The sequence below is a fragment of the Luteithermobacter gelatinilyticus genome (assembly GCF_005849285.1).
In the GTDB taxonomy this organism is placed as follows: Bacteria; Pseudomonadota; Alphaproteobacteria; order Sphingomonadales; family Emcibacteraceae; genus Luteithermobacter; species Luteithermobacter gelatinilyticus.
The window spans coordinates 2526875-2550799 of record NZ_CP040517.1; the positions used below are offsets into that span (position 1 = coordinate 2526875).

At 57.0% G+C, this 23925-nt stretch carries 24 protein-coding genes; all 24 read right to left on the reverse strand.

Annotation, left to right across the window (positions count from 1 at the left end; all coding sequences use genetic code 11):
* Positions 1 to 51 precede the first annotated feature (51 nt).
* Positions 52 to 2196 carry a TonB-dependent receptor gene (locus tag FE788_RS11315; protein ID WP_210413940.1) on the reverse strand — a complete coding sequence of 715 codons (2145 nt, stop codon included), beginning with the start codon at positions 2194 to 2196 and terminating at the stop codon, positions 52 to 54.
* 300 nt (positions 2197 to 2496) lie between these two features.
* Complete coding sequence (locus tag FE788_RS11320; RefSeq protein WP_138380741.1) at positions 2497 to 3369, reverse strand: SDR family NAD(P)-dependent oxidoreductase; 873 nt, start codon at positions 3367 to 3369, stop codon at positions 2497 to 2499.
* 78 nt (positions 3370 to 3447) lie between these two features.
* Complete coding sequence (locus tag FE788_RS11325; RefSeq protein ID WP_138380742.1) at positions 3448 to 4650, reverse strand: acetyl-CoA C-acyltransferase; 1203 nt, start codon at positions 4648 to 4650, stop codon at positions 3448 to 3450.
* Complete coding sequence (locus tag FE788_RS11330) at positions 4643 to 5119, reverse strand: MaoC/PaaZ C-terminal domain-containing protein (RefSeq protein ID WP_138381380.1); 477 nt, start codon at positions 5117 to 5119, stop codon at positions 4643 to 4645. The genes FE788_RS11325 and FE788_RS11330 overlap by 8 nt, the downstream gene beginning before the upstream one ends.
* Positions 5120 to 5121: 2 nt before the next feature.
* Positions 5122 to 5907 (reverse strand): SDR family oxidoreductase, encoded by a 786-nt coding sequence (locus tag FE788_RS11335; RefSeq protein WP_138380743.1) that lies wholly within the window; start codon positions 5905 to 5907, stop codon positions 5122 to 5124.
* Complete coding sequence (locus tag FE788_RS11340) at positions 5900 to 7087, reverse strand: acyl-CoA dehydrogenase family protein (protein WP_138380744.1); 1188 nt, start codon at positions 7085 to 7087, stop codon at positions 5900 to 5902. Before FE788_RS11340 ends, FE788_RS11335 begins: the two co-directional genes overlap by 8 nt.
* The gene (locus FE788_RS11345) at positions 7084 to 8256 is read right to left on the reverse strand and encodes an acyl-CoA dehydrogenase family protein (protein ID WP_138380745.1); all 1173 of its coding nucleotides are present in this window, start codon (positions 8254 to 8256) and stop codon (positions 7084 to 7086) included. Before FE788_RS11345 ends, FE788_RS11340 begins: the two co-directional genes overlap by 4 nt.
* 5 nt (positions 8257 to 8261) lie before the next feature.
* Positions 8262 to 9143, reverse strand: coding sequence for an SDR family oxidoreductase (locus FE788_RS11350; RefSeq protein ID WP_138380746.1), 882 nt, complete (start codon positions 9141 to 9143; stop codon positions 8262 to 8264).
* 9 nt (positions 9144 to 9152) lie between these two features.
* Positions 9153 to 10304, reverse strand: coding sequence for an acetyl-CoA C-acetyltransferase (locus FE788_RS11355; protein WP_138380747.1), 1152 nt, complete (start codon positions 10302 to 10304; stop codon positions 9153 to 9155).
* Positions 10305 to 10339: 35 nt separating this feature from the next.
* Positions 10340 to 11368 carry an acyl-CoA dehydrogenase family protein gene (locus tag FE788_RS11360; protein ID WP_138380748.1) on the reverse strand — a complete coding sequence of 343 codons (1029 nt, stop codon included), beginning with the start codon at positions 11366 to 11368 and terminating at the stop codon, positions 10340 to 10342.
* Positions 11369 to 11371: 3 nt separating this feature from the next.
* Positions 11372 to 12538 (reverse strand): acyl-CoA dehydrogenase family protein, encoded by a 1167-nt coding sequence (locus FE788_RS11365; RefSeq protein ID WP_138380749.1) that lies wholly within the window; start codon positions 12536 to 12538, stop codon positions 11372 to 11374.
* Positions 12538 to 13299, reverse strand: coding sequence for an enoyl-CoA hydratase family protein (locus tag FE788_RS11370; protein ID WP_138380750.1), 762 nt, complete (start codon positions 13297 to 13299; stop codon positions 12538 to 12540). The genes FE788_RS11365 and FE788_RS11370 overlap by 1 nt, the downstream gene beginning before the upstream one ends.
* Complete coding sequence (locus FE788_RS11375; protein ID WP_138380751.1) at positions 13277 to 14380, reverse strand: NAD(P)H-dependent flavin oxidoreductase; 1104 nt, start codon at positions 14378 to 14380, stop codon at positions 13277 to 13279. Before FE788_RS11375 ends, FE788_RS11370 begins: the two co-directional genes overlap by 23 nt.
* A complete protein-coding gene (locus tag FE788_RS11380; protein WP_138380752.1) occupies positions 14380 to 15285 on the reverse strand; it encodes an enoyl-CoA hydratase in 906 nt (301 codons plus the stop codon). Before FE788_RS11380 ends, FE788_RS11375 begins: the two co-directional genes overlap by 1 nt.
* Complete coding sequence (locus FE788_RS11385) at positions 15282 to 16073, reverse strand: CoA-transferase subunit beta (protein ID WP_138380753.1); 792 nt, start codon at positions 16071 to 16073, stop codon at positions 15282 to 15284. Before FE788_RS11385 ends, FE788_RS11380 begins: the two co-directional genes overlap by 4 nt.
* 10 nt (positions 16074 to 16083) lie before the next feature.
* Positions 16084 to 16959, reverse strand: a complete 876-nt coding sequence (locus FE788_RS11390; protein ID WP_138380754.1) for a CoA transferase subunit A — start codon at positions 16957 to 16959, stop codon at positions 16084 to 16086.
* A gap of 3 nt (positions 16960 to 16962) precedes the next feature.
* On the reverse strand, positions 16963 to 17922 hold the full coding sequence (locus tag FE788_RS11395; RefSeq protein ID WP_138380755.1) for a VOC family protein: 960 nt from the start codon (positions 17920 to 17922) through the stop codon (positions 16963 to 16965).
* A 79-nt stretch (positions 17923 to 18001) separates the two neighbouring features.
* Entirely contained in the window at positions 18002 to 19045 is a 1044-nt protein-coding gene (dmpG, locus tag FE788_RS11400; RefSeq protein ID WP_138380756.1) for a 4-hydroxy-2-oxovalerate aldolase, read from the reverse strand.
* The gene (locus FE788_RS11405; RefSeq protein ID WP_138380757.1) at positions 19042 to 19980 is read right to left on the reverse strand and encodes an acetaldehyde dehydrogenase (acetylating); all 939 of its coding nucleotides are present in this window, start codon (positions 19978 to 19980) and stop codon (positions 19042 to 19044) included. Before FE788_RS11405 ends, dmpG begins: the two co-directional genes overlap by 4 nt.
* A gap of 8 nt (positions 19981 to 19988) precedes the next feature.
* On the reverse strand, positions 19989 to 20774 hold the full coding sequence (locus FE788_RS11410) for a fumarylacetoacetate hydrolase family protein (protein ID WP_138380758.1): 786 nt from the start codon (positions 20772 to 20774) through the stop codon (positions 19989 to 19991).
* A 2-nt stretch (positions 20775 to 20776) separates the two neighbouring features.
* The gene (locus tag FE788_RS11415) at positions 20777 to 21607 is read right to left on the reverse strand and encodes an alpha/beta fold hydrolase (RefSeq protein WP_138380759.1); all 831 of its coding nucleotides are present in this window, start codon (positions 21605 to 21607) and stop codon (positions 20777 to 20779) included.
* Positions 21608 to 21649: 42 nt separating this feature from the next.
* Positions 21650 to 22813, reverse strand: a complete 1164-nt coding sequence (locus FE788_RS11420) for an acyl-CoA dehydrogenase family protein (RefSeq protein WP_138380760.1) — start codon at positions 22811 to 22813, stop codon at positions 21650 to 21652.
* 139 nt (positions 22814 to 22952) lie between these two features.
* Positions 22953 to 23423, reverse strand: a complete 471-nt coding sequence (locus tag FE788_RS11425) for an Lrp/AsnC family transcriptional regulator (protein ID WP_168190388.1) — start codon at positions 23421 to 23423, stop codon at positions 22953 to 22955.
* Entirely contained in the window at positions 23420 to 23911 is a 492-nt protein-coding gene (locus tag FE788_RS11430) for an Lrp/AsnC family transcriptional regulator (RefSeq protein ID WP_138380762.1), read from the reverse strand. The genes FE788_RS11425 and FE788_RS11430 overlap by 4 nt, the downstream gene beginning before the upstream one ends.
* Between the last annotated feature and the right edge of the window lie 14 nt (positions 23912 to 23925).

A 23925-nucleotide genomic window follows, 5' to 3' on the forward strand; every position in this document is an offset into this window, starting at 1 on the left:
CATGCCGGCCCCGTTCCTAGAGTGAATTGAGCCAACTATTTACAATTCACTCTAGAAAGTGAATTTTGCTGCAACCCCGTAGGTGCGGGGATCGCCATAATAATTGATGGAATATCCCGCCGATGCGATGGGAATTCCGTTCAGGCGATATTCACTGTCGGTGAGATTCTTGCCCCAGACACTCACTTCGATTTCCTGACGATCATTAAACGGCACCATCAGCGCAATCCGTGCGTTCAGTACATCATAAGCCTCACTTTTCGACAACAGGGCCTGGTCCACCTCATGGTAAAAGAACTGCTCATCCGTCCAGCTATAATCCAACCGGCTGTGTAGTTCGCCAAATCCCAGATTGACGACATGTTCCAGGCCGACGGAAACCTTGTTTTCCGGCATGTAGGGAAATTTGGCAATATCCTTTTTCTGGACACCGCCGCTGGAAAAATCCTGATAATCGCCTTTCATATAACCATAATTCAGGAATGCGGTGAGAGATTCCGTAACCGCAAGAACACCCTCAAATTCAACCCCCTTGACCGTGGCCTCCCCGGCATTTTCGATGAAGGAATAGGCCCCGAGGAAACTGGAAAGCTGCATATCCTCCACCGTATTGTAGAAGGCGGCGATATTGGTTTGCAGCCGCCCGCCAAGCCAGCGGGCCTTCAAACCAATTTCATAAGACGTCAGCGTTTCCTCATCATAGGGTTTCTGTGCTTCTTCTGCCGTTGTGGGCTCGCCATTGAAACCGCCGGCCTTCCATCCCCGGGCCACACGGGCATAGGCATTGACGTCATCGTCAATTTTATAACTCACTGTGGCCATCGGCGAAAAATTGTCCCATGAGGCATTGGCTTCCACGTCAAAGGTCGGGGCCCCGATCAGCGCCCCATCCGGATGGCGGACGAAACTGTCTTTTTCTTCCGTGGTCCAACGTGCCCCAAAAGAAACCGTCCATTTTTCCGATATGGTCCAGTCCACCTGACCAAAGGCCGCATATGACGTACTTTCCACACCATAAAAATTCCGGATCGGGACACCGAAACCGAAGTCAAACGGATTGACGGCATCCGCCTTTTCATTGAAATAAAACAGACCCAGCACATAGGACAGGCTTTCTCCGTTGCCGACCAACTGGAATTCCTGAGAGGTCTGTGAGTGTTCCACATCCCGAATGGTATGGAACCCCGTAAACGGCACCCCGTCATAATCATTGCTGTCATTAAACTCCATTTCCCGATAAGCGGAAATGGACTTGAACGTCACCGTATCACTGATATCCCAGGTCACATGCACCGCATGCCCCAGGCTTTTGGACCGGTCAAACAGCGTGCCATCCAACGACCCCTCTTTCAGACGTTTCGTTTCCGCCGGACCGATCAGTTCGCCGCTGTCATTAAAAGTACCCACCTCGAACTGTCCGAAAGCCGGGGTATTGTCCCGCCTGGCCCAGTCGAAGGTATAATAAAGCTCAAGATTTTCGGACAATTCAAACAATGCCGCCACGCGGGCCGCTTCCGAATCCAGCCGGTTAAATTCGTCAATGACCGGCGGATTGGCAAAAGGCAGGCTGGAGGGAACATTGTCATAAAGCCCGTCCCGCTCCCGCTTTTTATAGGAAAAGCTGAGGCTAAGCAAATCGCCCAGCCGGGCGGTATCCAGCGTGCCCCCAAATTCGTAATACCCGAAATTTCCAAGGCCGCCATGCACCGAACCACTGAATTCTCCCGCCGGACGCCGGGTGATCAGATTAATGGCCCCGCCGGTGGTGTTTTTCCCATAGAGGGCGCCCTGCGGGCCGCGCAACACCTCAATCCGTTCCAGTTCAGCCACATCAAACAGCCCCCCCACATTCTTGGCCACAAAAACACCATCAAAATATATCCCCACGGCCGGTTCCCAAGTCACCGCAGGATTGATCATTGCCGAGCCGCGAATGGCCACCGTCGCCCCCGTTGTCCCGCCCGGGGACGGCGCAATCTGCAAGTTTGGCGTCAAGGCGCTGACATCGCTGATATCACGAATAACCTGAGCCTCCAGAGCCATCCGGTCAAAGGCCGCCAGTGAAACCGGCGTTTCCTGAAGATTCTGTTCCCTTTTCTGGGCCGTAACCACAATCTCTTCAAGGCTGAAACCGGCCCCGACATCTTCCCCGAAACTTTCTTCCCCAAAACTTTCTTCCTCTGAAACGGCCGCCAAGGCCGTATTTCCCCAAGCTCCTGACGCCAGTATTGTCGATATCATAAGCGTTACTGTTTTATTATGATTATTGAGGATCAACATCATACAACCTCCCAAACGATAAACCCTGAATTTGTTTCTATGTATCAGGAGCCTCCCGCTCCCTCCTCTTCTCACAACACAGACTCTATACAACACAACTCAATCAATCAAGATATTTCGTAATATTTTATATAAATAACTACGCAAACGGCAAATTATATTCTGATTCATGTTTTTTATACGCACATATAAGCCTTCTTATATCCCTGTCTGCCGTTACATAATTTCAGCTTCTGACGGCTCAGCCGGCCCTCCCAGGATATGCCGGTAAGACGCGGGAATGTTGCCATCACGGTCTTGCACGTCATATATTTGCCCCAATTCCGCGGTGTACCAGCTCCTGCCTGACCTTTGGTGCAGATCCGGCGCCTGAAAAAGCGCATCAATGATGCGCCCGGCATACTCTTGGCTTTCAAAACCGTCTTTCAGCGCCGCATATTCCGGCGGCAACTGTCCGGATTCGACGGCCGGCATGACCCGTTCCGTCAACACAATACCCGGCCACAACGAAACGGCCGCCACCTGATAGGCGCGCAACTCCCGCGCCATGTCATGCGCCATTTTATCGGTCGCCGCCTTACCCATTCCATAGATGACTGAATGCATATAACAACGGGCCCCGGGGGAGGAAATATTGACAATCAGCCCATGCCGCTGCGCCACCATGATCGGCGCCGCAAGCCGACTGGCCACATAATGAGCACGCAGGCCCAGATCTATCATATCGTTCCAATGCGATAAGGGGCGCTGCCAGAATGGCTTGTGCTGCTGAAGATCGCCGGGAACCGCAAACACATTATTGACTAGGATATCAAGTCGGCCCTGCTCCTGTTCTATCTTGCGGAACAAGGCTTCAATCTGTGCATCATCCCGATGGTCGCAAGGCACCGCGATCCCCTCACCGCCGCGATTGGCGATTTCTGCCACCGTCTGTTCCAGACTGCCAGGCAGTCCCGTAGGGCGCTGATGATCGGGTCGGGCGGTGACATATAGGATCGTGCCCTCGCCCGCCAACCCCAGCGCCACCCCCTTGCCAACGCCGCGAGACGCGCCGGTGACAATCACCACACGATGTTTCCCCGATGCCATAATCCGCTCTCCCTCATACCTTTATTATTCATGGGTCATTTATTATTCATCGGTCGTTCAAGAACAGGACGCACACACCTATACAACCTCGAACAGGCCAGCCGCCCCCATGCCACCACCGACACACATGGTGACCACCACATATTTCGCCCCCCGGCGCCGGCCTTCCCGCAAAGCATGGCCCACCATGCGCGCCCCCGACATGCCAAAGGGGTGTCCGATGGCAATCGCGCCCCCATTTACATTCAACCGCTCCTCAGGCAGGCCCAACCGGTCCCGGCAATACACCACCTGACAGGCAAACGCCTCATTAAGTTCCCACAGATCAATGTCAGAAATTTTCAGACCGTGTTGTTTCAGCAGCTTCGGCACGGCAAAAACCGGCCCGATGCCCATTTCCTCCGGCGCACATCCGCCAAAGGCAATGCCGCGAAAAACGCCAAGCGGGGCCAGTCCTTTTTGTTCGGCTCGCCGGCCATTCATCACCACGACGGCAGCCGCGCCATCAGACAGCTGAGATGAATTTCCGGCAGTGATGAATTTCCCCTTTGGGACAAAAGCGCCGTCCTTCCAGACCGGTTCAAGCCGCGCAAGATCCTCGGCCGTGGTCTGCGGCCGGTTGCCTTCGTCCCGCGTCAAAGTGACTTCTTGATGGGTAACCTCGCCTGTTTCCCGGTTGCGGACTTCCTTTATGGTGCAAAGAGGAACGATTTCATCATCAAACAAACCGGCCTCCTGTGCCCGGGCTGTCCGCTGCTGGCTGCTCAGGGCATAATCATCCTGCGCCTCACGGGAAATACCATATCGTTCCGCCACAATTTCGGCGGTTTCGATCATCTGGATATACGCCGTTGGCGCTGCCTCAAGCACGGCTTGTGATGGGGTACGGTAGCTGTTTTTATATTTGTTCTGCACCAGGCTGATGGATTCCACTCCGCCGCCGACGACCACCGCCGCCCGGCCGGTCATAACATGATCCGCCGCCATCGCAATCGCCACCAAGCCGGAAGAACACTGCCGGTCCACCGTCATGCCCGGCACGCTGTGGGGTAGGCCAGCGGTATAGGTGCACAAACGCCCCAGATTATACCCTTGGGTGCCCTGTTGCGCCGCGCATCCCAGGATCACATCCTCCACTTCCGCCCCTTCAAGGCCGGCCCGCTCAACGGCCGCCCGTATCACATGCCCGCCCAGAACCGGGGCTTCCGTATTGTTAAATGCCCCTTTATAGGCTTTCCCAATCGGGGTTCTAGCCGTGGAAACAATTACCGCTTCATTCATGTTCCGCTCCTTGTTGCGGGTAAAAACGACTGATGGTGTCAACAACACAACCGGGGCGGTCTTCGCCGTCAATGTCGATTGTTATCCGAATGACCGCTTGCACACCGCCTTTAACATCCTCGGCACTGAGAATTTCGCCACGAGCGCGAATACGTTGCCCCACTTTCACCGGCTGGGGAAAGCGGACCCGGTCGCAGCCATAATTGATGCCCATCGCCACACGGCGCACCTCGATCAGTTCCGGCAGGAACTTATTGGCCAGGGCCAGGGTCAGATAACCGTGGGCAATGGTGCCACCAAAAGGCCCTTCCGCCGCCCGCCTGGGATCCACATGAATCCATTGATGGTCTCCGGTGGCCTCGGCAAACTGATCAACGCGTTTCTGGTCAATCTCCAGCCATGTCGTGGGCCCCAGCCTGTCTCCCGTGGCCTTCCTCAGTGCAGCGGGTGTATCAAAAACCTTTTTCATCATCAGGCCCTCTGGCTGGAAACCGAGATCGTTTCCCCGGTCATATAGGTTGAATAATCGCTGGCCAGGAAAATCATCACATTGGCCACTTCCCATACCTCGGCAGGACGGCCATAAGCTTCTTTCGCCGCCAGTTCCGCAAGCAGTTCCGGCGTCGTCACCTTATGCAGAAAGGCATGCATGGCAAGACTTGGCGCCACCGCATTAACCCGGATGCCAAGCTCCGCCCCTTCCACCCCGGCACATCGCGTCAGCGCCATGACACCGGCCTTGGCGGCAGCATAATGCGCCTGCCCCTTCTGTGCCCGCCAGCCCAGAACCGAGGCATTGTTGACAATGACGCCACCCTGCCCCTGCATGCGTCGAAAAGCTTCACGCACCATGCGGAAAGTGCCGTTTAATGTGACGTCCAACACCGCATGCCACTGATCATCCCGCATCTCTCGGATATCCGCCGTCCCCCCCAGTCCGGCATTATTGATCAGGACATCCACCTTGCCCAGTTCCCGTTCTGCGGCCTGAAAAAGAGCCTCCACCTCTTCCTGCTGTGTGACATTGCACAAGGCATGCGCCGGCCGGACACCAGTGGCCTCCTGAATATTTTCCACGGCCTGGCGCAGTCGTTCCTCATGGATGTCCGACACCATGACATGGGCCCCTTCTTCCACGCTGCGTTTGGCCACGGCATAACCGATTCCCGTCCCCGCAGCAGCGGTGATAAGCACCGTTTTATCTTTCAAAAGGCCATGCGCCGGCGGATAAGGGGGAACATGTTTTAAATCAGCCATGACATTCTCCTCTCGGTTCGCGGGGCAATTCCAGAGCGCGTTCCGCAATAATGTTGCGCTGGATCTGGTTGGTCCCGGCATAAATCGTGTCAGAGCGGGAAAACAGGAACAGCCGCTGCAACAGATTAAAACCGTCCTCACCGACAACTTCCGCCTCCGGCCCCATAACCTCCATGGCCAGTTCCCCCAGATCCCGGTGCCAGGTCGCCCAGAAAATTTTGGTGATATAGGCTTCGCGAGGCAGACCTCCAGCATGGTCATGGCTGAGCATACGCAGGGCGTTGTACCGCATGATTTTCAGACCTGCATAGGCCGCAGCAAGACGACGGCGGATTCCGGCGTCTTCAACGGCGCCATTTTCCCGGGCTGTCTCCATGATCCGGTCCAGTTCATTACGAAACAGCATTTGCTGCCCCAATGTGGAAATGCCCCGTTCATAGGATAGGGTGGCCATGGCCACCTTCCAGCCCGCGCCGATCTCACCCACAACATTTTCAGCAGCGGTTTCTGCACCATCGAAATACACCTCGTTAAATTCGCTTGTGCCAGTAATCTGTACAATCGGGCGCACCGTTACCCCTGGTTGATCCATCGGCACCAGAAGATACACCAACCCCTCGCGCCCCCGGGAGCCGTCCACCGCCCGCGCCAGCACAAAACACCAGTCCGCCTCATGGGCCAGAGACGTCCAGATCTTTTGCCCCTCAATACTCCAGCGCCCCCCCGCAAGGCGGGCCCGGGTTTTAATATTAGACAAATCGGATCCGGCATTGGGTTCCGAATATCCCTGACACCAGAATTCCTCCCCGCGGCGGATCTTGGGCAAAAATCGCTCTTTCTGCGCTGTGGTTCCAAACGCCAGAAGCGTCGGTGCCAGAAGGGTTTCCCCGATATGTCCAGCCCGGCCCGGCCCCCCGGCGCGGGCATATTCCTCGTTAAAGATGACTTGTCGAGACAAATCCAGGTTCCGCCCGCCCCATTCTTCCGGCCAGCCCAATCCAATCCAGCCGCCTTCTCCCAAACGTCTTTCCCAGCGTTTGCGTTCTTCGACAAAAGCATCTTCATCGCCCGGACCGCCGCGCCCTTTCAGGAGGGCAAATTCCCCCCGCAGATTGTCCGACAGCCACTGCGCCACTTCCGCCCGGAAAGCTTCATCCTCAGGTGAAAACGTCAAATTCATGCGGTATTCTCCCGTGACTGTTTCGGCACAGAAACAAGACCGATCATGTGGGCCAGGGTGTCCCGGTGACAGTCGGGCGCGCCAAAATATGACCGAGAAGCCCGGGCCCGCTTGAAATAAAAATGCAAATCATATTCCCAGGTAAACCCAATCCCGCCATGCAATTGCAGAGCGTTGCCCGCCACCTGGAAATAGGCGTCTCCGCAATAAGAGGCGGCAATGGCGGCCGCCTCGGCAATCTCCTGTGCAGCCTGGGCGGAAACCGCAGCCGCATAATAGGCCGCCGAGCGGGACGCTTCAGTCGCGACCATCATATCCGCGCAACGGTGTTTAACGGCCTGAAACGATCCGATCTTGCGGCCAAATTGTACGCGTTCCTGGACATAATCCACCGTCATATCCAGACAACGTTGCATGCCACCCACCTGTTCCGCCGCAAGCGCCGCCATACTATGACACAGGGCCGCATAAAATGCCGGCCATGCATCGCGGCCACTGTCCCCCAGTCGTGCCGTTTCCGAGGCGATAACATTGTCATATTGCAGGATAAAAAGCGGTCTTGTGGGATCCATGGAACCGGAAGACCGTCTGTTCAAGCCAGGACTATCGGCTTTCAGGGCAAAAACCGCAACCTCACCGGTCTGAGACTCCCGGGCGGCCACCAGCACAAGGCTCGCCGCCTCCGCCGCCAGCACATAATGCGTTTCACCAGTAAGAAGATATCCCTGCGGTGTTTTTTCGTATCTCACCCCTAGCGTATCGGGAGACAAAGATCGTGCCCCCTTTGCCCACCACCCCACGGTGGCGCTTTCCCCCTCGTTCAAAATCGGCGCCAACAGCATTTTTTTCTGTTCCTCATCAGCCAGCGCCAGGATCACATCCGTCGCCAAGCAGCAAGTGGCAAAAAACGGGGCCGCAAACAACACCCGGCCCATTTCCTCCATGAGAATGGCCCGTTCCACCGCGCCCAGCCCGCTACCGCCGTACCTTTCGGGCACAACAATCCCGGCCCAGCCCAGATCAACTGCCACCTCACGCCAGGCTCCGCCATCATGGGACAGTTTGCCATCCGCAATCCTGCGCAATCCACCACTTGAGGCCCAGTCAGACAGATATTGCCGCGCCATATCGCGGATCATGTTCTGTTCATCGGTGAAACTGAAGTTCATCTTCCTCAGCTCCCGTAAACTTTCTGTGCCGGTGGGGTGCGGGCAATCAATCGGGGAAGCGCCTGATCCAGTTCCGCCACAGTCCACCGTGCCCCCTTACTAAGGGCTTCTCCGCTTCGCCAGCCATCCGCCACGGAAATTTCCCCCCCACAAATTTCAAAACACCGCCCAGTCACTTCGGCCGAACACGCGCTGGCCAGCCAAACCACCAGCGGCGCCACATTCGCCGGGTCAAAGACATCAAAACCGCCATCCTCGGGTTTTTTCATCATGTCGGCAAAGACCTCTTCGGTCATACCGGTCCGGGCCTGCGGAGCGATGGCATTGGCCGTGATTCCATAACGCGCCAGTTCCGCCGCCTGCACCAGCGTGAGGCTGAGAATACCGCCTTTGGCGGCGGAATAATTCGCTTGTCCCACAGATCCCTGAAGTCCGGCCCCGGAGCTTGTATTGATAATACGTCCGGAAACGGCGCCACCCGCCTTGGCCCGGGCGCGCCAGTATTTTGCGGCATGACTGGAAATACAGAAATGCCCCTTCAGATGCACCGCCATTACCCGATCCCAGTCTTCCTCGGTGAGGCTGACAAACATGCGATCCCGGCAGATCCCGGCATTGTTGACCACCGCATGCAGATCCCCAAAAATCTCAAGGGCATCACGGACAATACGGCCCGCGGCCTCATAGGACGTGATGTCCCGGGTATCGACCCGTGCTTCCCCCCCGGCGCGGCGAATCTCGTCCACGGTTTGCGCAGCAGTTTGCTCATTAATGTCATTGACGATCACCCTGGCCCCTTCTGCTGCCAGCGCAAGGGCGTAGCCGCGTCCCAGCCCGCTGCCCGCCCCCGTCACAATCACAACACGGTTTTGACAGAACCCACTCATTGCTGCCTCCTATAGTCTTTCAATAATGGTCACATTGGCCTGGCCGCCGCCTTCACACATGGTCTGCAATCCGTAACGGCCGCCCGTGCGCTCCAGTTCATGCAGCAAAGTGGTCATCAGCCGCGCCCCGGTCGCCCCCAAAGGATGGCCCAGGGCAATGGCCCCACCATTCACATTGGTTTTCTCATGGGCAAACCCGGTTTCCTTGAGCCAGGCCATGGCGACGGAGGCAAAAGCCTCATTCACCTCTGCCAAATCAATGTCCTGCATCGACAAGCCGCTTCGCTTGATAGCCTTTTCGGTCGCCGGGATCGGCGCCGTCAGCATCCAGACCGGGTCATCCGCCAACACCGTCATATGATGAATGCGGGCCCGCGGCTTCAGGCCATAACGCTTTACCGCGGTTTCAGATACAATCAACAGGGCTGCCGCCGCATCGGCGGTCTGGCTGGATACTGCGGCGGTAAGTCGTCCGCCTTCCTGTAGCGGCTCCAGAGCCGCCATTTTCTCCAAGGACGTCTCCCGGCGCGGCGTTTCATCCGCCATAACACCTTCAAGTGCCACGATTTCCCGGTCAAACCGGCCTTCGTCAATGGCCGCCAGCGCCCGGCGATGGGATTCAAGCGCAAAAACCTCCATATCTTCACGGCTGACCCCCCACTTTTCAGCAATCATTTCCGCCGACCTGAACTGGGAGATCGGTCCGTCACCGAACCGCTCTACCCATCCCCTGGACCCCGTAAAGGGGTCATCGAAACCATATTCCCGCCCTGCAAGCATCGCCGCGGAAATGGGGATTTGCGTCATTGTCTGCACCCCTCCCGCAATCACCACATCATTCATGCCGCTCATAATGGCCTGAGCCGCAAAATGTATCGCCTGCTGGGAAGAGCCGCATTGCCGGTCAATGGTCACCCCTGGCACATGCAGCGGCAAGCCCGCTGCCAGCCAACAGGTGCGGGCAATATCCCCCGCCAGACTGCCAATCGTATCCACACATCCGAACATCACGTCATCGTAATCGGTAGCCGGGACGGCATTGCGTTCCACCAGCCGTTTCAGGACAAAGGCACCAAGGTCCGCTCCATGGACATGGGCCAGCCCGCCCTTCCGCCGCCCGACCGGTGTTCTCAAGGCGTCAATAATGTAGGCTTCAGCCATTACCTTTACTCCCCTTCCGTCTCATCTCTTCTTTTTTACTCAAATGTCTGCCCCGGCCCCAAGGCAGCACCATCCGCCAACACATATCGTTCCAGGCGACTGGTATGGAAATCTCGATCGCCCCAAAGCCCTTGGAGCGCCCAGACGCGCTTCATCCAGAAATGCAGGTCCGCCTCATAGGTGTATCCCATGCCGCCAAACACCTGGATTGCAGTTTCCGCCGCAAAACAGGCAGCATCCCCTGCTGCCAGTTTGGCATGAGCAACGGCAACATCAATTTTTGATGTCTGCGGGGAAAGAGCCGCCGCCCGATAAACCACGGGCCGGGCAAATTCCAGTTTGACAAAGGCATTGGCCAGATGATGTTTCAGCGCCTGAAAGGAACCAATGGGCTTCCCGAACTGCTCCCGAGTCTTGGCATATTCCGTGGCCATTTCAATCATGCCGGCCGCCAGCCCCAGCAATTCCGCCGCCGTCAACACTGCGGCACGGGTAAACACCTGTTTTTCCATCTCCCCTGCCGCCTCGCCGACCAGCACTTCTTTGCCGTGCCAGGCGTCATAACTCACCCTGGAAAGGGATCTTAAGGGATCAATACTGTTGACTTTTTCCAGGCGCAGCGCCGCCGCGGGCAATACCCCTATCCTTTCCCGTTTACAGATGATCGCGGCACAGGCCTGTTCCGCATGATTGACAAAAGGCACCGCCGGATGCACCACAATGACACGTCCACTCCCGGACATCACCTTGTCCAGCAGTTCGCTCTCCCCGCATTGCGCCAGCAACGGCACAGCCAGTCCCGCATTCTCCACAACCGGCAAGGGTAATGCTACCCGGCCCGCCTGCTCTACCAAAAGAGTAAGATCAATCAGGTCCAGCCCCAAACCGCCAACCTCTTCCGGCGCCAAAATCCCCAAAAACCCCATCTGGGCCACCTTGGACCACAGCTCTTCGCACATGCCCCCTTCCAGACGGCGCAACACGGCAGGCGGACATTCGCCCACAAAAAACGCCGCAGCCCCTTCAACCAGATCCTTTTGATCCTGTGACAGTCGAAATTCCATAGTCTATGACCTCGGCAAACCGAGACACCGCTCGGCGATAATATTGCGTTGAATTTCATTGGTCCCTGCATAGATCGGCCCGGCCAGCGAAAACATATACCCATCCAACCAGCGCCCATCGTCAATCGCCTCGGGTGTCCCCTCCTCCAATTCTGCAAACGCCCCCATCAGCGCCATTGCCGCACGATGCATGCGCCGATCCATTTCAGACCAGAAAATCTTGTTGCAACTGGCTTCCGGACCGATGGCCGCCCCGGACATCAACCGGGAAGCCGTATAATAGGTATTCAGGCAATAGGCTTCCGTCTCCTGCCAGGCTCTGAGAACAGCCGCCTTGGCTTCGGGTGTGGCCCTGTCCGCTCGACTTTTATACAGAGCCACCAGCCGTTCGGCAGTTTTCTGAAAACGGGCCGGGCTGCGCAACATCAGCCCCCGCTCAAACCCGGCGGTTGCCATAGCGATGGACCAGCCCTGTCCTTCCGCGCCAAGACGGTTTCCCACGGGCACCTTGACATCGTCAAAAAAGATCTCGGCAAATCCCGGATCCCCATCAAGCTGTTCAATGGGACGAACCGTTACGCCCTTTGCCGACAGCGGGATCAACAGGAAGGACAATCCCTTGTGGCGCCGGGAAGCGGGATCAGTGCGGAAAATACCGAAACACCAATCGGCAAACACCGCCCGGGAAGACCAGATTTTCTGACCGCTGACCACATAATGATCGCCCTCGCGCACGGCCCGGGCGCGGATCGCGGCCATGTCGCTGCCGGCATTAGGCTCCGACCAGGCCTGAGCCCAGATTTCATCCCCATTGGCCATCGGCGGCAGAAAGCGGGCTTTCTGTTCCGGCGTGCCAAACTCCATCAATGTCGGCCCCAGAAGAAAAATACCGTTCTGGCTCACCCGTAAGGGAGCCTCCGCCCGGTAATATTCCTCTTCAAAAATCAACCACTCAATTAAATCACATCCCCGTCCCCCATAATCGCGGGGCCAGGTCACCATGCTCCAGCCGCCGGCATGCAAGCGACGTTCCCAGGCGCGGTGCTGCGCGAATCCCTCGGCTGTATCCAAAGAAGGCAAACGTTGTCCGGGGACATTTTCCGCCATCCACGCCCGCACTTCGGCACGAAAGGCTTTCTGACGGTCGGTATAGGTTAAATCAAACGACATTACGCCTCTTCCTCAAATGACGCGGCCGTACCGGATTCAACAAACGCGTCTCGCGCCTTCTGGGAATCCGCATGCATATACATTTCGAAGGTAAACCCCTGCTCCCAACGATAAGAACGATCCACATCAAAAGGTTCGATTCCGTTGAGGGCCTGCTTGGCAATACGAAGCGCTGTACGGCTTTTGGCGGCAATAACCGCGGCAAAAGCCCACGCCTCTTCCACCAGATTTTCCCGGGGCACCACCTTTTCCACGCCGCCCAGCCGATAGGCTTCCCGGACCGGAATGCGCCCGCCGGTCAGAAACGCCGCGCGCACCTTAGGCAACGGCAAGATGCGTTGCAAATGCGACGCCCCGCCCATGGCGCCCCGGTCGATTTCCGGCAGGGAAAAGAAACAATCCTCCGCCGCAATAATCGCGTCCGCCGCCCCGCAAATCCCTATTCCTCCCCCAATTACAAATCCGTGAGGCGCACAAATCACCGGCACCTGACACTGTCGGATTGCCTGAAAGGTCAGGAAATTGCCTTTATTGACTTCGACAATTCTTGAGGCGTCCGCCTGCAACTCCTTTATGTCCACGCCGGCGCAAAACCCCTTGCCTTCCGCCCGGATCAAAAGACAGCGTACATCGGGCCTTTCGCCAAGCTCCCGAATAAGAGCAGGCAGGCTGTTCCACAGCGCCGCGTCAAAGGCATTGACCGGCGGGTGATCAAATATGATTTCCGCAATCCTATCCTTAACCTGCGTGCGTACCGGCATGAGCCTGCCTCCTTCCTTGTTCCAAATCCTCACCGATTAATGCCAGACGGCTTTCGGCCTCCTGGATAAGGGTCATGATCAACTCCCGGCATGAGGGCAGATCCCGGATCAGCCCAGCGACCTGCCCTGCCGGCAGGATACCCTTTTCCGGATCCCCTTCCACCATAGCCTTCTGGATCAGCATGGGCGCGTTGGCCGCCATCAACGTCTGCCCCAGTGTCATGTCGGTTTTGCGCGACAGGGTCCAGGCTGTACACAGCAGATCCAGAAACGATGCCCTGGTCCGAGAACGGTATTTCAGTCCATTGACCACCCCCCGACACAACATCGCCAGCGGGCCGGAGTGTTCCAGGCGGGCCAGAGTTTGGTTCATCACCATGCGTTGGGGCAGGCCATCCAGTTTTTCGGAAACAGGAATGCCCGTCACCCGGGCCGACAGATAAGCCTGTTTGGTGGCTTCCGGCACAGGGCTTTCCGCCGTCAGCAGAAAACGGGTTCCCATGGCAATGCCAGCCGCTCCGAAAACAAGTGCAGCCGCCAGGCCGCGCCCGTCCCGGAAACCGCCGCAGGCCACCACCGGCACCTCCACCTGGTCCAGCACCTCCGCCAGTAACAACCAGGTAGGGGTAGCCCCAGTGTGGCCGCCGCCTTCGGTCCCCTGGCACACCAGGATATCCGCCCCCATCTCCACGGCCTTACGGGCGTGTTTACCAGCACCGATGGTCGGTACACATTTGATCCCGGCCGCCTTCAGCTTTTCAATCAGTTTTGCCGACGGTGCTCGCCCATAGCTCACGGCTTTGACCTGATAGTCGATACACAGGTCAACAATTCTTTCCGCTCCCGGCTGGAAAGCATGAAAATTGACCCCAAAAGGCCGATCAGTGGCGGTTTTGATCCGTTTGACTTCCGCTTCGGCCTCTTCCGGCGTCATCACCGCCGCTGCCAGAAAACCAAAGGCTCCTGACGTAATACTGGCCAACACCAGATCCGAAGTGGAAACCCAGCCCATCGCTGTCTGGATAACGGGATAATCGCATCCCAATTCCGCCGTCAGCGGAGTATGTCTTACGCGGCTCATCAGCTTTCACCCTCCCCGGCCCGGGACTTGTTGGAACGGGCCATGGACTTGCCATCAAAGCCGGCAATATAATCTCCCCGAGTCAGCTGGTTCTGGGCATGGGCAAAGTGATGCATGGCGAAGACCGCATCCATGCCGCTGCGTTTCCCCTGCAAATCCTCCATGTGGTTGACAGCCTGCTTGACCAACAGAAGCGCCAGGCGAGGCTGTTGTGCAATGGCCTGGGCCATGGCCGTCACGGTCGCCGCAAGGTGCGCACGCGGCACGACCCGGTTGACCATGCCCATCTGCCATGCCCGTTCTGCCGGCATGCGTTCTCCCAGAAACAGAAATTCCTTAGCAAGACGCGGGTTGAGCTCATGGGCATGGGCGAAATATTCCACGCCGGGAAAGCCCATCTGCACCACCGGATCCTGGAAATAGGCGTCCTCGGAAGCGACAATCAGGTCACAAATCCACGCCAGCATCAGCCCGCCGGCAATACAGGCGCCATGCACCTGGGCAATGGTCGGTTTCGGGATGTCACGCCAGCGCCGACACATGCCCAGATAAACCTCCTGCTCCCGGATAAAGGCCTTCTCGGCACCGGGTTTATTGGCATGGTCATACCACATCAAACGGCGCTCAAAGGAGGCATGGAAGTCCCGGCCTGGCGTGCCGATGTCATGACCGGCAGAAAAATGTTTTCCTTCCCCCTGCAACACAATGACCTTGACGGCATCATCATCGGTGGCCCGGCGAAAGGCATCATCCAGCGCATAGATCATCTGCGAGTTTTGGGCATTGTGATATTGCGGGCGGTTCAGGCTCACCCGCGCCACGGGCCCCTCTACCTCATACAAAACCGGTTCGTCGGTCTCATAAGTGGCCTTAGCGTCCACGGGGGGAATGGTCTCATCGCTCATGCCGCCCTCCTGTCGCCCGCGGGATTACCTTCAAACACCGTCGCCCGTAGATTATGGGGATCCAGAACCTCGCGGATCAGGCGCAGCTGCTCTTGGCTGGGTGCCGGAGTTGGGCCCAGCTCCGGCGCTTTATACAACTCAAACCCGGTCTGATCTTGCACCTCGTCAAAACTGACGCCCGGATGCAATGACACCACCCGGATGGCATGATCCGGCCCCTGAAAATCCATCACACATAAATTCGTCACAATACGCCGGAGATCCAGATAAGGCGGTTTACGCCCATCAGGCCAGCGGGCCGGATTGTAGCCCACGGAACACACCACATCCACTTCCCCCGCCACAAAGGCCCGTGGACTATGATTGGGCACAAACATGGAATTGATATTATTGATGCTATTGCCGGGAAAACCCCGCACGCCGAGCAAGGCCGCCTTGGGCCTATCATATGCCCCGATCGCGGAAATATTCATTTGCCCGAAACGGTCTACCTGAACAGGCCCGACGAAACAATGCCGCTGACCGCGATAGACAATATCAAAGACCCGTTCATAGGTCATCAGTCCTTCGATTTTCGGGCGATAATCCCCCCGCGGGCCAAGCGGCACCGGCTCGGACACAAGATAAGCCTCGCCATCAGTCATCATCAGATCTGGCGCCAAAGTCAGTTTCGCCAGCCCCCCCGCCAGCCGCGGCACCACACCAATAAGGGTGGCAAGTTTTTCCCCGTCGCCGCGAAAGGCTTCCGCCCCGGCGCATATACAAAGTTCTGCCAGACTATAGTCCATGAACCTCTCCTCAGAATACCGGCAACGGCAAGCGGCGGATCATTCCCGCACCACCCACGGCCGCGCGGTAGCTTTCTTCATCCCGGCCATCAATATAACTGCCACGATAGTCCGCAAATGCCGCCCCCGTAGCTTTGGAATATTCCCCCAGATGATCGATATCTATGCCATAGCCGGGCGCACAGGAGGTAGGATGCGCCCCGAACGGCACCTCACACACCCCATGCACCAGCGCGCGTTCAATCGGCATGCGCAAGGCCATCTCCGGGCTGTCGAACTCCGCCGTCTCCACCAGTTCCTCACAGGTCAGAAACGCCCGCTCTGCGGCCCGGCAAAACCATTCGTCAAAAAACGGGTCGGGTCCGTAAATCCAAGAATTGCCTTTCACATCAGCCTTGTTCACATGCACAATTGCCGCATCCAGCTTCAAGGCCGGCATGGCCACAAGTTCTTCATTGTCTTCATAAGGCGAACGGATGCATTTAAGCCCCGGATTGTATCGCAACACATCAGTCGCCACTCCGACCCGCGTCGGCAAAAACGGCAGACGCATCGCGGCCGCCTTCAGGCCCAGCTGCACCATTCCCTCATCCAGTTCCATCACGTCGAACGCTCCGACCTGACGCGCGCGGCGAAAATGCGCATCCAGCGGAAACACATCCAGCGAAACAAACCCGAAAATCAGCTTTCTGATTTTTCCGGCACTGGCCAAAAGGCCCACATCCGGCCCGCCGTAACTGACGATCGTCAGATCCTTAAGGTCACTGCGCAGGATTTCCCGGATCACGGCCATAGGTTTACGCCGGCCGCCCCAACCGCCAATGCCGATGGTCATGCCGTCGCGCAATTCACCGACCAGTTCGGACAAAGACAAACTCTTATCCATGTCTCATCCCTCCCCCCGGGGAAACTGGTAGTCATGCCCCCAGATATCGCCGCTTGTGCTTTGTGTCGCGGTGAAGGCGGACCAGTCCTGAACCTGCAGCCCATCATAACCGAATTCAAATCCAATACCCCCCGGCGCCATCACATAGAAGGAAACCATATTGTCATTGGAATGTCGCCCGAGAGAGGCAAGAAACGGCACGCCGGCCTCTTTGGCCCGATCCATGGCCAGCCCGACTTCATCTAGCGTGCCCACCTCGGCCATGATATGCACCACACCCGAAGGCGTATCAAAATTATACAGGCCCAGACTGTGATGCCGCGGATTGTCCGCATGCAGAAACAGAATTCGTTGATTGGGCAAGCCGTCTCCGGGCGGCGGCAAAACAAGGTCATCGCTGATGCCGAACCCCAGCAGATCACAATAAAATGCCGAGACCGCCTCAATCTCCGGCGCCGGCAGGACCAGATGCCCCAGCCCCATCTCGCCGGTAATAAATTCCTTGACATATTCCGTTGCCCGGTATGGCTCCGACGCCGGTTTTCGACCATAAAACAGCTCAAAACGGTTGCCGGCCGGATCCTGCGTGATGACGAATCTTTCCACTGCCCGAAGCGCCGCGTCATCAGTCTGCCCTTCGGTCACCGACATACCTGCCGTCTCCAGACGCCGGCACAGCAGATCAAAGGTAGCCTCGTCTCCCGCATCCCAGCCGGCGGCGACGTACCCCTCCCGATCGCCAGGCCCCTCTTGATCGCCAGGCCCCTCTTGATCGCCAGGCCCCTCTTGATCAGCCGGAATAATCATATAACGGAACGGCGCCTCATCCATGCGCAGAAAACGCTCTCCTCCCGGACCCGGCTGATCCACGGGCCTCATACCCAGGATATTGGCGCCAAACGCCACCCAGTCATCCGGTTTCGCCATCCGAAGAATAATATAACCCAGATTGGCTACAGACATGCTCCCTCCCTTCAATATGCGAATCTAGTAATAATTTATATTATAAAACCACTTTATGCAAATTATTTTGGGATAAATTTTACGAATTTAATTTATTTTTGGTCAAATCCAGGGCCACATCAACAATCATGTCTTCCTGTCCGCCGACCATTTCGCGCGCCCCCAGTTCCACCAGAATTTCCCGCACATCAAGGCCGTATTCCGCCGCGGCCCTTTCCGCATGACGTAGAAAAGAGGAATATACGCCGGCATATCCAAGGGACAGCGTTTCCCGGTCCACCCGCACCGGCCGGTCCTGTAGGGGCCGCACCAGATCTTCGGCCGCATCCATCAACCTGAAAAGGTCACAATTGTGCCGCCAGCCCTTGCGACTGGCAGCGGCAACAAACACTTCCAGCGGCGCATTGCCCGCTCCCGCCCCCATGGCGGCAAGGGACGCATCCACCCGTCGCGCCCCACTTTGAACCGCCACCAGGGAATTGGCTACTCCCAACGCCAGATTATGATGGGCATGTACTCCGCGTTCGGTTTCCGGCTTCAAGACGGCATCAAACGCCTCCAGCCGCGCCTGGATGCCATCCATATCCAGCGCGCCCCCGGAATCGGTGACATATACACATTGGGCCCCGTATGACTCCATGAGCCTGGCCTGGTCGGCAAGCGTTTGCGGATCAGTCATGTGACTCATCATCAGAAACCCGACCGTATCCATGCCCAGCTCCCGGGCCATACCGATATGTTGGCGGGCCACATCCGCCTCGGTACAATGGGTCGCCACCCGCACCGACCTCACCCCAAGCTCATATGCCTGTTTCAGCTCCTCAACAGTGGCAATGCCCGGCAGGATCAGCGTTGTCAGAACCGCCCGCTCAACCACCTCCGCCACGGCGGCGATCCACTCCCAATCGGTATGAGCGCCAAAGCCGTAATTGAAACTGCTGCCATTGAGCCCGTCACCATGAGCGATTTCAATGGCATCCACCCCTGCCTCATCCAGCGCCCGGGCAATGGCTTGCACATGGTCCAGACTGTATTGATGGCGGATGGCATGCATCCCATCACGCAATGTAACATCCTGGATATAAAGGTTTTCCCGGGTAGGATCGTTCAGTTTGCCCGTCATGCTGCTGCTCCGAAATGTTTGATGGCCAGACGCTCCGCCGTCGCCAGGCCGGCAGACGTCATAATGTCCAGATTGCCCGCATAGGGCGGCAGATAGTGGCCGGCCCCCTCCACTTCGAGGAAAATGGACGTCTTCACCCCCGAAAACATCCCATATCCCGGTATGTTCAGCGGGCTGTTATGCCCGAACCGCTCAAACTGCACCTCCTGCTTCAGCCGGTAGCCCGGCACATATGCCTGAACCTCCTGCACCATAGCCGCAACAGACTCCGCGATTTCCGTCTCCTCGGCACCTTCGGAAAGGGTATAGACCGTATCCCGCATGATCATGGGCGGTTCCGCCGGATTAAGAATAATGATAGCCTTGCCGCGCTTGGCGCCGCCGATGACCTCAACCCCTTTTTTTGTAGTCCGAGTAAATTCATCCAGATTAGCCCGCGTGCCGGGCCCGGCCGAACGTGAGGAAACCGAAGCAACAATTTCCGCATAAGGTAGAGCTTGCGAAACCCGCCGGACGGCATACACCATGGGAATCGTGGCCTGCCCCCCACAGGTCACCATATTCACATTCTGCTGATCCAGGTGATCCTCCATATTCACCACTGGCACGCAATAAGGACCAATGGCCGCAGGAGTGAGATCCACCATATATTTGCCATCCATGCGGCAGATGTCGTTATGATAGGCGTGCGCTTTGGCGGACGTGGCGTCAAATACGATCCGCACCTCCTGCCATTCCGGCAACATCCGGGCGCCGTCAATGCCGTCATGACTTGTGGCAATACCCAGCGACCGCGCCCGCGCCAGGCCCTCTGACTCCGGATCAATCCCGATCACAACAGCAAGTTCGAGATGGGCGGAAGTTTCGCGGATCTTGATCATCAGATCCGTGCCGATATTGCCCGATCCGATAATGGCACATTTTGTCTTCGGCATGATTTTCCTCACTTGAATTGAACTTTTGCCTCCCCGATCCCGGGCACACTCATATGCAAAACATCGCCAGGTTCCACCGGCTCCAGCGGCACCAGAGACCCCGACAAAATGATTTCTCCCGCCTTGAAGGGAATACCGAACGCCCCCAATGTATTGGCAAGCCAGGCCACAGCATTTTGTGGCGCCCCCTGAACCGCCGCACCGCGTCCCTCGCTCAGGAACCGGCCGTTTTTATGCACCTTCACCACACAGGCCGACAGATCCACATTTCGCGGATCAACCCGGTCCCGCCCCAGGACAAAAACGCCACAGGAAGCATTATCGGCCACCGTGTCCTGAATTTTGATTTTCCATCCCTCAATACGAGAATCCACAATTTCAAAACACGGCGTGACATAGTCGGTCGCTTCCAGGACCTGCTCCGCCGTCACGCCCGGCCCCTGCAGATCCTGCTTCAACACAAAGGCCAATTCGGCTTCCGCCCGGGGCTGAATCAACCGCCCGGTCTCCACGCTTGCATTCCTGATGAGCATGGCGTCCGTCAAAAATCCAAAATCCGGTTCAAAAACCCCCAACATGTCCTGAACGGCCTGACTGGTCACACCAATCTTCTTGCCAATAACCCGTTCCCCATTTCCCTGAAGCCGCTGATCCAGAAACGCCCGAGAGATGGCATAGGCATCCCCAAGGTCCATGTCCGGCAGCCGGTCCGTCAGGGCTGGCACGGGTTGGCGCGTCTCCATCGCCAAGAACAGCTCCCGCCCCAGATGACAGCAGGTTTCCTGCGTCAACATCTTCACTCCCCCTCTTTGAGAAAATTCAGACAGGCCCGGTTGAACATGTCCGCATGTTCCATCATGACCCAATGACCACAGTCGGGAACAATCTCACAACGGCACCTGGCACATTGGGTGCGGAATTTTTCTGCGCCGGAAACGGGACAGAAGCCATCTTCCCGTCCCCAGAACACCAGAACCGGACAGGCAATCTCCCCCAGACGCGGGGCAAGATTGGGAATCTTCATGCGCGAAAGCACATCGCGGGGCTGGGTCTGGAGAATGACAAACCGCTCCTCGACCAGCTCCGGCGTGACAACCGACGGATCGTAAGTCAGTGTCTGAAGCACCTCCCGCAAGGCCGCCCTGTCCATGCCCCCCGCCACGAAACGGGCAATCATGTTTTTCATGCCGGGCATGGCCAGATACGTTTCCAGATCCTCGACCCCCCCGGGGGCCATCATCACCATCCGCTCCACAAATTCCGGGTGATCCAGCGCGATCTTGAGGCTGACGGCCCCGCCCAGCGAATTGCCCACCAGCGCGCATCGCCTCACCCCCAGCGCCTCCAGCGCCTGTTTTAGTGTTTGCGCAAAAAAATCCAGGGTATAATCAATGCCCTCCGGCTTGTCGCTATAGCCAAAACCGATCATATCCGGCACGATCACCCGATAACCGGCTGCAGCAAAGGCTTCTATATTCAACTTGAAGTTGCTGTAGCCGCTGGCCCCGGGACCGCTGCCATGCACAAAAACAACTGCTGGCCCCTTGCCCCTCTCATGATAATGCAGCCGGTATTCTCCGGCCCTGACAAACGCGCCGCGCGGCGGCGCTCCGTTTCTGTCGCGCATTGTCGTGTCCCGTTCTGTCAAGATGAAAGTCAGCTTTCGCGCTCAGACGAACTGATCCTGGTTTTCGGCCCCCAGATACATCCCCCCGTAATTACGGGCAAATCCCACGGGATTGTTGGCCACATGGGCGCGGGCGATATGAATATCGTGCCAGATGTTCTGGATCGGCGCCCCTGTAAAGACGCTGCGCCCCCCTGCCACATCAAACAACATGTCCACCACCTTGATCATTTTTTCGATCACCAAGCTTGCCTGGTAACGATATTTCACCCGGTCGATCATGGGAATTTCCCGCCCGGCGGAAACACAGTCCATCATGGCGTCAAAATTACGGAACAGAACAAGCTCTGTCTCATCAATGATATTGGCGGCTTCCGCAACCCGGCGGGTGATGTCCGGGTCAGTCTGTAATTTGGTCGGATCGGTACTGCTGCTGGCGGCATTATCCCGAAACAGCCGAAGCGCGCGCCGGGCCGCCCCAATGGCCGGCGTGGACACCACACGTACAAAAAACTGCGCCCAGGGAATACTGTAGATGGGATCGTCCTGCTCATGCCGGGCAAGAAAACCGTCGATGCGCTTATGGGTTCGATAGTCCGGCACAAACACCGGTTCTTCAATAACAATATCGTTGGAGCCCGTCCCCTGTAGCCCCATGGCAAACCAGGTATCCTCAATACGATAGTCCGCCCCCGGCACCAGAAAAGTCCGATAACCTTCGCCTTTTACGATTCCCCCCAGCAGCGCCCAACTACAATGATCGGCCCCGGAACTCCAGCCCCAGCGGCCAGACAGCATAAATCCGCCATCGCAAGGCTCCACCTTTGCCCCGACGGGATTGTAGGAACTGCTGATACAAACATCCGGCCCGGCGGCATAAACCTCATCCCGCGCCTGGCGGGACATCAGCGCCAGCTGAAAGGCGTGCACTGCGACAACGCCGCCAACCCAGGCCGCGCTCATATCCCGCTCGGCAATTTCCATCTGTGCCCTAAAAAACGCCTGCGGTGAAACGGCAAGTCCCCCATGATTTTTGGGCAACAACGAGCGGATAAATCCGGCGGCCTTCAAATCCGCCATGGTCTGCGCCGACAACCGCCGCACCCGACGACCTTCTTCGCCCCGCTCCTCAATACCATCAAGATAGGGGGCAATATTTATGCCCTCATAGTCGCCCCCCGTGATCGCTTCCGCATAGTCGTTCATTATGATCTCTCCCGTTTAGACAAAATTGTTATGCCATAAACGGGAGAGGATTGTAAACTAAATTCGTAATTTATTAGTTTATTTTTTACGTTTTTAGTTCTTTATTGGTTTTGTTGTTGCTTTTATAGTGAAATAACTCCTAACTTTTTTCGACTATCCTCCCCCAGCGATAATCGTATTTTACGGAGTGCACTGCCAGAGTCGTTTCCACATGCCGCACCCCCTCGACCCGCATCACCTGGTCATTGACCACATCCAGCAGTTCCCGGCCCGAAGAGACCACCACAAAGGCCAGAATGTCATAACGGCCCAGCATAGTGGCCGCAAAACGCACAAAATCGAAATCGGCCACCTCCCGGGCCACTTCCTTCAGCCGGTTCAGGTCCGCGCGTATGCCCATATAGGCCATCAGATAATTCTGGGTGTCCGGGGTGCTGGTGACAGCGGTGATCTTGATAATTTTAGCTTTCTGCAACTGCTTGATCCGCCCGCGCACCGTGCCTTCTGTTACCCCGATATGCGAAGCGATTTCCCGATTACTCATCCGGGCATCCCGGGACAAATGCTCCAAGATCAGTCTGTCGACATCATCTATTTCATGTTTTTTCATAATTCCGGAGTCCATTCAGATTGATATTTCAACACATCCATAGCCAGCCCCGGAGACAGTTTTGCTATACCGGGGATCGCGGCCACCTTGTCCTGCAAGAACGTGGACAGGTCCGAAAAATTCTTTGCCGCCACCAAAATCTCGATATCATATTCCCCTGTGGTCAGGGTGACGGAAAAAACATCCTCCAACTGCGCCAGTTCATTGGCAATATCGCGGGCCGGACGACTATCCACCACAATGCCGATCGCCAGAAGCAGCTCGAACCCCGCGGCGGCAAAGTCGGTCACCGCCACCACACGCAGCATGCCGGCCTCTTCCATTTTTGTCATGCGGGCCCGCACTGTGGCCGGCGTTGCGCCGCTGCGTTCGGCGATTTCCTGCACAGGCATTCGCCCATCCTCCCGCAGCAACATCACAATTTTCTTATCCAATTCATCCAGACCCGGCAGGCCGTCCAGTGCAATACGCGAATAATCTGCGCTCACCACCTTGATCCCTT